The organism is Nocardioides sp. (assembly GCF_034670285.1).
In the GTDB taxonomy this organism is placed as follows: Bacteria; Actinomycetota; Actinomycetes; order Propionibacteriales; family Nocardioidaceae; genus Nocardioides.
Genome location: NZ_JAXMNS010000088.1, coordinates 1 through 10,790 on the forward strand (window position 1 = coordinate 1; position 10,790 = coordinate 10,790).

5 protein-coding genes are annotated in these 10,790 nt (G+C 70.7%); 4 read left to right on the plus strand and 1 reads right to left on the minus strand.

The annotated features are described in order from the left end of the window. Positions 1 to 3,351: PKD domain-containing protein (locus VOI19_RS06380; RefSeq protein ID WP_323792122.1), on the plus strand; the 3,351-nt coding region annotated here is incomplete at its 5' end. A gap of 194 nt (positions 3,352 to 3,545) precedes the next feature. Here the strand turns inward: VOI19_RS06380 and VOI19_RS06385 are convergent. Beyond that, the gene (locus VOI19_RS06385; RefSeq protein ID WP_323792126.1) at positions 3,546 to 4,976 is read right to left on the minus strand and encodes a CCA tRNA nucleotidyltransferase; all 1,431 of its coding nucleotides are present in this window, start codon (positions 4,974 to 4,976) and stop codon (positions 3,546 to 3,548) included. Positions 4,977 to 5,058: 82 nt separating this feature from the next. Between VOI19_RS06385 and VOI19_RS06390 the strand changes: the two genes are divergently transcribed. From VOI19_RS06390 to VOI19_RS06400, 3 genes are all read left to right on the plus strand, one after another. Beyond that, complete coding sequence (locus VOI19_RS06390; protein ID WP_323792123.1) at positions 5,059 to 7,419, plus strand: DUF6049 family protein; 2,361 nt, start codon at positions 5,059 to 5,061, stop codon at positions 7,417 to 7,419. A gap of 56 nt (positions 7,420 to 7,475) precedes the next feature. Further along, positions 7,476 to 9,167 carry a murein biosynthesis integral membrane protein MurJ gene (gene murJ / locus VOI19_RS06395; protein ID WP_323792124.1) on the plus strand — a complete coding sequence of 564 codons (1,692 nt, stop codon included), beginning with the start codon at positions 7,476 to 7,478 and terminating at the stop codon, positions 9,165 to 9,167. A gap of 74 nt (positions 9,168 to 9,241) precedes the next feature. Next, on the plus strand, positions 9,242 to 10,790 hold a 1,549-nt coding region (locus tag VOI19_RS06400; protein WP_323792125.1), incomplete at its 3' end, for a protein kinase family protein.

Here is a 10,790-nt window from a genome sequence, read left to right on the forward strand (position 1 = left end):
GACGCCTTCTTCGACGTCTCCGGCACGCTCCTCTACCCCGAGCGCATCACCGACGGGGTCTACAACCTGCCCGGCCAGACGCAGTACTACGGCGCCGACGCCAACGGCTCGGCCCTCGTCGGCGCCCTCGCCGGCGTCGGTGCGCTGCAGAACATCGACTCGGGCTGTGGCCCGACCGGCAAGCTCGTGCGCGACGCCGCCGCGTTGGCCGACCCCGAGATCGACTACTCCGACTTCGACACCGACAAGGACGGCGTCGTCGACTTCTTCATGGTCGTCTACGCCGGTTGCGGCGGAAACGGCGCCTCGCAGCTCGGTGCGGTCGCCTGCGACAACCCCTCGGACGCGGTCCCGTACGACAACATCTGGCCGCACTCGTCCTCGCTCGAGGGCTCCTACAGTGACCCGGTCACCGGCCTGGCCGGCTTCGTCACCGACGACCAGCTCAAGGACCTCGAGGGCAACCCGCTCTGGTACACCGACACGTCCTACTCGACCAAGACCACGGTCGACAAGGGCGACGCCCTGAAGGTCTTCGTGCGCGTCGGGCCCTACAACGTCAACCCCGAGACCGCCATCGACAAGGCCTCGGTCATCTCCCACGAGTACGGCCACTCGCTCGGCCTGCCCGACTTCTACTCCACCGGCGGCCGCGACACCTACGGTGACTGGAACCTGATGGCCACCGACAAGTCGCAGAACATGGACGCCTTCTCGCGCCAGGAGCTCGGCTGGGTCGTCCCGCAGGTGCTCACGAGCGGCAAGACCGACGTGTCGAACTTCAAGAACTCCAAGTTCGACACCGGCTCGATCACCTGGGAGACGCCTGACGGAGCGCCCTACACGCTGAAGAACGGCGTCGACGGCATCGTCCGCAACTCCGAGATGTACGTCGCCAAGCTCCCCGGCCGCACGCTGCTCGACTCGAGCGCCTTCGAGAGCGGCGAGAAGGCCACTCCGTCGCACCTGTGGTGGTCCGGTTCGGGCAACGACTTCGGCTGCGTGCCGACCGGCGGTCGCAACCTGGACATCGCCATCCCCGGACTGCGTGACCTGCCCAAGGGCACGCCGATCGACCTGACGTTCAAGTCGCGCTGGAACATCGAGTGGGACTACGACTACGGCTTCGTGCTCACGACCACCGACGGCGGCTCGACCTACACCTCGCACGAGTCGGAGGAGGGTTACACCACCTCCGCGACCGGCGTCCCGGTCGGCAACCCCAACCAGGTCGGTTGTCTCTCGACCTACGACAACGGCCTGACCGGGTCCAGCGGCTCCTACGAGGCAGGAACGCAGGACGTCGACCGGTTGGCCGGCGAGACCCCTGAGCCGGTGTTCCTCACCGACTCCTACGACCTCACCAGCCTGGCCGGTTCTGACCAGGGCGCGCTGCGGTTCTCCTACGCCACCGACCCCGGTCTGGCCCTTCCCGGCTGGTTCATCGACGACGTCGTGGTCACCGCCACGGTCGACGGCAAGGACAAGGTCCTCTTCTCGACCGACTTCGAGACCAGCGGCCAGCCCGGCGACGACCAGATCTTCAACGGTGGCTGCAAGGAGGACCTGACGACCGCGAGCCGTTGCACCCTCGGCTGGAAGTACCTCCAGGCCGGTGCGGACTCGCCGCAGGACCACGCCTACTACCTCGAGATGCGTGACCGCTCGGGCTTCGACTTCGACGGCAAGGGCGAGATCGACCGCGACGCCATCGGCTTCGAGGCCGGCCTCTCGCTGGTCTACACCGACGAGGCGCACGGCTACGGCAACGCCGGCACCGACGACCCGCCGGCCCAGTCGCCGCTCGACGCGACCCCGACCCCCGGTTCCTCGACCCCCGAGCTCAACGACGCGGCCTTCACCCCCGCCGAGACCCGGAGGTCGTTCTCCGACGCCAAGGCGAAGCCGCACGTCGACAACTACGAGGATCCCTCGAGCGAGTCGGGCAACTGGACGTTCGACTACGACTGCCTCGACTTCACCGTCACCTCGATGTCGGGGCAGGACGCGGCAGCGGTCAGCAACCTCACCGGCGACGTGACGTTCGACCTCGGCGCGGGCTGCGGTGACTTCAACTACGGCTACGAGCCCGAGGTCGTCGTCCCGGAGAACGTCAAGCCGACCGCGGTCGCGACGGCCAACCCCTCGAGTGCCACCACGGGCCAGACGGTGAGCTTCTCCGGCCTGGGCAGCACCGACGACACCACCGCCATCGGTGACCTGGACTTCAGCTGGGACTTCGGCGACGGCGGCAGCACCAAGGACGCCTCGGGCGCCACGGTGTCGCGTGCCTTCAACACCGCCGGCACCTACCAGGTGACTCTCACCGTCACCGACGCCCAGGGCCTGAACGACAAGGTGACCGTCCCGGTCACCGTCACCGGCGACCCCGTGGTCAACACCGCCCCGAGCGCCAACGCCTCCGCCGACCCGTCGACCGTCGACGTCGGTGAGAGCGTGGCCCTCTCGGCTGCCGGCTCGACCGACAACGAGACGCCCAACGGGATCATCTACTCGTGGGACTTCGGCGACGGCGGCAGCACCCAGGACGCCACCGGACGTGACGTCGACACGACGTACGACGCCCCCGGCGAGTACGACGCCACGGTCACCGTCACCGACCCCGAGGGGCTCTCCGACACCGCCACGGTCACCGTGACGGTCAACGGCGTGACCCCGCCGGTCGACACGACCGACCCGACCGCGGTGGCGAAGGTGTCGCCGCAGAAGGTCTTCGTGAAGCGGGCGGTCACGCTCGACGCGTCGGGCAGCAGCGACGACACCAGCGCCTCCGACGACCTCACCTACTCCTGGAGCAAGGGTGACGGTGGCGACGACGTCGACGCCACCGGCGAGCAGGCGACGGTGAAGTTCACCCAGCCCGGTCGCTACACGGTCACGCTCACCGTCACCGACGAGGCAGGCAACTCCTCGACGGCGACCAAGCGGGTGCGGGTGCTGCGCTACGTGGCCTGCAAGAACGGCCGCGTCGACCGAGTCGGCTGGAAGGTCAAGAAGGACAGCGATGCGATCCGCAACGTCTACTGCAAGACCGTCAACAAGAAGCGTGCGAAGCGCGAGATCACCTTCACGTTCTCGGGTCAGCAGCTCCAGGTCGTGCACGGCAAGGCGCGCAAGGGCGGCTTCGCCAAGGTCATCATCGATGGCCAGGCCCGCAAGAAGCTGAACTTCCGCACCAAGGCCGCGGGCTCGGGCATCACCTTCCGCAAGGTGCGCACCTACGGCGGGCTCGGCTCGGGCACCCACACCGTGCGCCTGGTGATGAAGAAGAAGGTCAAGCCGAAGGCCAAGCACCACGGCTACCTCGAAGGGTTCGTCGTACGTCGTTGAGGGGTCAGCGACGTACGTCGAGTCGCCCGTTGAGGGGTCAGCGGGCGACACCCGGCGAGGTCGGTCACACGTGATCGATCTCGTCGGATGAGTCCCCCGGCCGGCGCACAGCGGTTGCTCCGGCCGGGGGATCTCTGCTTTTTCCTACGGCGCCCTGGGCGTCGCGCGACGTCGGTGCCCAGGCCCCGGACAGGTCAGGAGTCGGAGCGGGTGGCCCACCAGTCGAGCAGCGCGGCCCGCGCGGCATCGGGACCGAGCGGCCCCTGGTCGAGGCGCAGCTCGAGGAGGAACGCGTAGGCCTGGCCGACCTCGCGGCCCGGCGGCAGGTCGAGGATCTCCATGATCTGGTTGCCGTCGAGGTCAGGGCGCAGCGAGGCGAGCTCCTCGGCCTCCGAGAGGTGCGCGATGCGGGCCTCGAGCTCGTCGTAGGTGCGACGCAGACGATCGGCCTTGCGCTGGTTGCGCGTGGTGCAGTCGGCGCGGGTCAGCACGTGGAGGCGGTCGAGCTGCTCGCCGGCGTCGCGGACGTAGCGGCGTACGGCCGAGTCGGTCCACTCCCCCGAGCCGTAGCCGTGGAAGCGCAGGTGCAGCTCGACGAGGAGGCTGACGGCCTCGATCTCGTCCTTGGAGAAGCGCAGCGCCTTCATCCGCTTGCGGGTGATCTTGGCGCCGACGACGTCGTGGTGGTGGAACGTCACGGTGCCGTCGTCGACGAAGCGTCGCGTGCGCGGCTTGCCGACGTCGTGCATCAGCGCGGCGAAGCGCGCCACGAAGTCCGGGCCGCCGTCGGGCAGCCGACGCTCGAGGTCCATCGCCTGCTCGAGCACGATCAGCGTGTGCTCGTAGACGTCCTTGTGACGGTGGTGCTCGTCGCGCTCGAGGCGCAGCGCCGGGACCTCGGGCAGGACCAGGTCGGCGAGGCCCGTGTCGACCAGCAGCGTCAGGCCGAGGCGTGGGTACGGCGCACAGATCAGCTTGACGAGCTCGTCGCGGATCCGCTCGGCCGAGATGATCGTGATCCGGTCGGCCATCGCCGTCATCGCCGCCACGACCTCGGGGGCGACGGTGAAACCGAGCTGGGCCGCGAACCGGGCGGCCCGCAGCATGCGCAGCGGGTCGTCACCGAAGGAGTCCTCGGGGCGTCCGGGAGTGCGAAGGACCTGCTCGGCGAGGTCGGAGATCCCGCCGAAGGGATCCTGGAAGTCACGGCCCGGAAAGCTCACCGCCATCGCGTTCACGGTGAAGTCGCGGCGGCCGAGGTCACCTGCGAGGTCGTCGCCGAACGCGACGGTCGGGTTGCGCGACTCGGGGTCGTAGCTCTCCGAGCGATAGGTCGTCACCTCGACCACCCACTCGCCGCGGCGCGCGCCGATGGTGCCGAAGTCGCGACCCATGTCCCAGATGCCGCCGTCGCCCCAGCGCTTGAGGATCTTCTCGGTCGCCTCCGGGAGCGCGGAAGTGGTGAAGTCGAGGTCGTGGTGGGAGCGGCCGAGCATCGCGTCGCGGACGGGTCCGCCGACGAGGTGCAGCTCGTGGCCGGCCTCGGCGAACAGCGCTCCGAGGCCGTCGAGCACGGGCGCGAGGCGGTCCAGCTCACGAGCCACACGTGCCTGCACCTCGACCATCGAGAGCGGGGCGGCAGCGGGCGGAGTGGACGGGACGGGCACGGCGCGGAGTTTACGACGTCGCGGCCGATACCCTCTCCTCGTGGTCGGTCCCCGTCGTTTCCTGCATGCCCTCGTGGGCTTGTCGGGTCTCACGGTCGGCCTGGCCCTCCACCCGGTGGCGTTCGCGGCTCCCGCGCAGCCCCTGCTCCCGGGCTCCGCGCCTGCGACGGCGGTTCCGCTCGAGCCCGACACCGCCCCGCTGCGCGTGCGGATCGCCACGCTGTCGAAGACGTCCCTGCCGGCCAGCGGCACGCTGCGGATCCGCGGCAGCGTCACCAACACCAGTGACGAGACCTGGACCACCATCAAGCTCTACCCGTTCTTCGGCGACTCCCTGGCCCCGATGAGCGACCCCGCCGCCCTCGACGCCGCGATGGACGTGGCCTTCGACGCCCAGGTGGGTGAGCGACTCGTCAACGTCGGGAGCCCCGGGCTGATCGAGGTGCTCGAGCCCGGCGAGACGGCGTCGTACGTCGTCACGGTGCCGACCGACGCCCTCGACGACGCGCTCGGCGTCGCGAACGGCGACCCGGCGGACGGCGGCGCCTACTGGTTCGGGGTGCATGCCCTGGGCCAGGGCGGCTCCCTGCCGCGCGACAACGCCGCCGACGGTCGCGCCCGCACCTTCCTCCCCTACGTGCCGCGTCGCACCGATCCCGTCCCGGCGTCGCTGATGGTGCCCCTCACGCACGCCGTGCTCTTCGACGACGACGGCTCGGTGTCCGACGAGGAGCGGTGGACCCAGCGGCTCAGTCCCGGCGGACGCCTGCGCGACCTCCTCACGCTGGGCCAGGCCGGCGCCGCCGCGGACGTGCCGATCACCTGGCTCGTCGATCCCGCCCTGCTCGACGCGATCGGACTGATGGCCGCCGGCAACGGTCCGCGCTCGCTCGACGCCACCCCGGCCCGTCCCAGCGAGAACCCCACCGAGAACCCCACCGACGACCCGTCGACCGACGCCCCAGAGCCCTCAGAGCCCCCAGAGCCCCCCGTGCCCTCGGGCTCCCCGTCGTCCGAGTCGACCGACGAGCCCGGCAGCACCGACCAGACGCCGCTCGCCGACTCCGAGGTGGCCCTGGCCGCCCAGGGCTGGCTCGAGGCGGCCGGGGACGTCTTCGCCGCCGGCCAGGTCGTCGCCCTCCCCTACGGCAATCCCGACGTCGCGACGACCGAGCGGGAGGCCCCGGGCCTGCTCGACCTGGCGCTCGCGCAGAGCAGCAGCGTGCTCGGCGACCTCGGGATCGACCCCGACCCGATCTTCGCCGCCCCCGGGGGGTACGTCGACGCCGAGCTCGCCGAGGTGACCCCCCAGGGCACCCCGCTGCTCATCAGCGACCGCTTCCTGCGCTCCCCTGGCCCCAGCGTGGTCCGCCTGGGCGGCGACCGCCTGATCGTGACGTCGGCCGGCGCTGCCGAGGGGAGCCCCGGTCCGGGGCGCTCGGTGACCGCGGTCGGGCTGCGCCAGCGGGTGCTGGCCGAGGCTGCGGTGCGGGCCCTGCCCGAGGACCCCTCCACGACACCATCCCCGTCCTCGCCGCCCTCGACATCTGACAGCGACCTGGCGGATCCGACGGAGCCCACCCCCGTCTCGGCGAGCGGTCAGCCCCTCGTGGTCCTGCTGCCGACCGCCTGGGACCTCTCCACGGCCGAGGAGTTCTTCGACGGCCTGGACCGGTCGTGGGTGAGCTTCGGCCCGTTGGGCACAGCGACGGCGACCACCCCGGCGGCTGTCCTCGGTGTCGACGACCTCGTCGACACCACCGACACGCTTCGCCGCGAGGTCGACGTGGAGACCTTCGAGGCGGTCCAGGACCTGATCGACACCGCCGACACCCTCCAGCGGGTCCTCGTCGGCAACACCGGCATCGCGGCCCGTGTCACCGAGCAGGCCCTGAGCGGTCTGTCGTACTCGATCCGGCGTCAGCAGCGCGTGGCTCGGGGATCCCTCGCCCTGTCGAGCCAGTGGCTCGAGGAGCGCCTCGGGTCGATCCAGGTCACCACCTCCTCCGGGGTCACGCTCTCGGGCGACTCCGGCACGTTCGTCGTCACCCTGTCCAACGACCTCGACCAGCCCGTGCTCGTCAGCATCGCCGCGGAGAGCGACTCGGGCCTCACCATCGATCCCGTCGAGCCGCTCGAGCTGGCCGCGCAGAGCCGCACCAGCGTCCTGCTCACCGTGACGACCGAGACGAGTCGGGTGCACAACGTCGTCCTGATGGTCACCGACTCCGCCGGGCAGCCGCTCGGTGCCACCGACCAGCTCGCGATCCGGTCGGTGCTGGTGAGCAACGTGATCTGGCTGATCATCGGCGTCGGCGTCGGCACCCTCTTCATCGCCATCGGCCTCCGGCTGCGACGACGCATCGTTGCGGCCCGACGCGCCGGCCCGGACCCCGCATGAGCGGTCCAGAACGACCCGAGACCGATGACCAGTCCGATGCCCGGTCCGATGCCCAGGTGAGCGGCTCCGACGAGCAGTCCAGCGTGCTGTCGTCCAGCGCGGTGATGGCGGCCGGCACGCTGGTCTCTCGGCTGAGCGGGTTCGTCCGGTCAGCGCTCCTCGCGGCCGCTCTCGGCGCCTACCTGCACGCCGACATCTTCACGATCGCCAACACCATCCCGAACATGGTCTACATCCTGCTGGTCGGGGGTGTCTTCAACGCCGTGCTCGTGCCACAGCTGGTGCGGGCCATGCGCAACGACGAGGACGGCGGTGAGGCCTACACCAATCGGATCATCACGCTGGCCGGATTGTTCCTGCTGGTCGTCACCGTGGCGCTGGTCGCCTTCGCCCCCACGGTGATGTCGCTCTACCTCGACGGCGACTTCTACGCTCCCGAACGCACCGAGCAGCTCGCCTCGGTGATCGCCTTCGCGCGCTACTGCCTGCCCCAGGTGTTCTTCTACGGGATGTTCGTCCTGGTCGGGCAGATCCTGAACTCGCGCAGGGTCTTCGGGCCGATGATGTGGGCTCCGATCGCCAACAACGTGATCTCGGTGGCCACCCTGGTCGTCTACCTGTTCGTCTACGGCCCGGCCCGGGGCACCGTGCTCGAAGCCGGCTACTCACCGAGCCAGGAGCTGCTGCTCGGTCTCGGCTCGACCCTGGGCATCGCCGTCCAGCTGCTCATCCTGGTGCCCTACCTCAAGCGAGCAGGCTTCACGTTCCGCCCGCGCTTCGACTTCCGCGGCACCGGGCTCGGTCACACGTTCCGGCTCGGCGTGTGGACGGTGCTGTTCGTGATCGTCAACCAGGTCGCCTACACCGTGGTCGTGCGCCTCGCCTCGAGCGGCACCGCGGACGCCGGCCCGGCCGGCGCCGGCGGGCCTGAGGGCACCGGCTACTTCGTCTACTCCTCGACCTTCCTGATCATGATGGTGCCGCACTCGATCATCACGGTCTCGCTGGCCACCGCGATCCTCCCGCGGCTCTCGGCCCGCGCCGCCGAGGGCGATCTGCGAGCCCTCGGCACCACGCTGGCCTCGACCCTGCGTAGCGCCTTGGTCGTCATGGTCCCGATCGCGGCCCTGCTTCCCGTCGTCGCCGTCGATGCCTCCCACCTGATCTGGGGCTACGGCGCCACCTCCGACGACTTCGCCAACTTCGCGCCCTCGTTGTCCCTCTTCGGGATCGGACTGCTCTTCTTCACCGTCCACTACCTGATGCTGCGCGGCTTCTACGCCCTCGAGCAGACCCGCACCGTCTTCTTCATCCAGTGCGGAGTGGCGGCGGTCAACATCACCGCCGCCCTGGTGCTCGTCGGTCTGGCCAGTCGGGCCGGCACCTCACCCGCGCTCGTCGCCGCCTACGGCACGTCGTACGCCGTCGGAGCCTTCCTCTCGAGCCTGGTGCTGTCGCGCAGCCTGGGGGGCGACGGCGTCCTGCAGGGCCGGCGCACCCTGCGCTTCCTCGTGCGCCTGGGCTTCGTCGTGATCGGCTCGACGGCGATCGCAGGGCTCGTCGCCCTCGGCCTGGGCGCCACCGACGGTGCCGACTCGAGCCTCCTCGCCGCCCTCGTTCGAACGGCGGTCGTGGGTGTGGTCGACGTCGTGGTCTTCGTGGTCCTGGCGAAGGTGTTCCGGCTGCGTGAGGTCACCTCGGTGATCTCCCTGGTCTCGAGCCGGCTGTCGTCCGGACGCGGAGCCTGACTGCGCCCTACGATGGACGGGACCTGCTGATGGACCCGTACCTGACCTGACGCGACCTGCGAGGAGGGAGTCTGGTGCCGCACGCGACCCGGCCCGGAGACGTCCTCGCCGACCGCTACCGGCTCGTGGACCTCCTCAGCGAGAGCGGCGACGGCAGGTTCTGGCGGGCGCACGACCGGATGCTCGAGCGGCACGTCGCGGTCCACGTGATCCGAGCCGACGACGACCGCGTCGAGGCCCTGATGGCCGCCGCGCGTCGCTCGGCCACGGTGCTGGATCCCCGCATCCTGCGCGTGCTCGACGCCGACATCACCGACAAGGTCTGCTACGTCGTCAACGAGTGGGGCTGGGGTGCCTCCCTCGACATCGTCGCTGCCGGCACCGGGCCCCTCGGGCCGCGCCGGGCGGCCTGGCTGGTCTCCGAGGTGGCCGACTCGATCGCGACCGCGCACCGCGCCGGCGTCGCCCACGGTCGCCTCAACCCCGAGAACGTGCTGATCGACCGCAGCGGCCGGGTGCGCATCATCGGACTCTGCGTGGACGCCGCCCTCCACGGCGCGCCCGACGGCGACCTCCACGACGACGTCATCGACCTCGCCGGGCTCCTCTACTGCGCGCTGACCGCGCGCTGGGGCGGGCAGTCGGGCTCCGCGGTCACTCCCGCCCCGCTCGATCACGGCGAGATCCTGCGACCGCGGCGGGTCCGCGCCGGGATCCCGCGGCCTCTCGACGCCCTGTGCGAGGAGATCCTGCACTCCCACCCGCACTCGTCCTCCCCCTCGCCTTCCCACTCGTCTTCCCCCTCGCCTTCCCCCTCGAATTCCCCCGTGAGGCACCGGGAGTCGCACGGGCTGCCCAGCGACGCCCGCGGTGTGGCCGACTACCTCGCCGACTTCGTGGGCGACCCGACGGGGATGGCCGTCGCCCTCCTGGCCAGCACACCTCCGGTGCTGCCCGACGAGGAACCCGTGGTCCTGCCCCAGGTGCCCGACCTGACGCCGTTCGAGACCGCCATCCGACCGTCCCAGCCCGATGCTGGTTCAGACGCTCGGGCTGACGCTGAGGCCGGCCCGGACCCGGAGGCCGCGGACGACACAGCTGCCGTAGACGACGTGGACGACGTAGACGACGCAGCAGTCGGCGACGACGAGCACGACGAGCACACAGGGCACACAGGGCACACGGGGCAAACGGGGCACACGGGGGCTCAGGTCGAGGACCTCCCCACCGAGGCCGGTCTGCCCATCTTCGGTCCCGACGGCGACGACGTCTCGTGGCTCGAGCGTCGAGCCACGCCGGCCCCGCCTCCCCCACCCTTCGAGAGCCCGCCCGAGAGGCCGCTCTTCGCACCCGAGCCGGCCGAGGACGAGTCCGCGCGACGCGCGAGGCAGGAGCGCCAGGCCCGCCAGAGCGCGCCGGCACGTGCTCGAGCCGCCGGCACCGGTGCTCGCACGGGGGCACCGGTCGCGGCGCCACGCTCCCGCGACCAGTACTGGCCCTGGGACACCAGCACCGGCGCCGGATTGGGCACCGGCCTCGTCGACGGACAAGGTCTGTCGAGCAGCACCGTCCTGCCCGTCATCCCCGACGACCACGTGCCCGGGCGTTCGTGGTTCCGCCTCG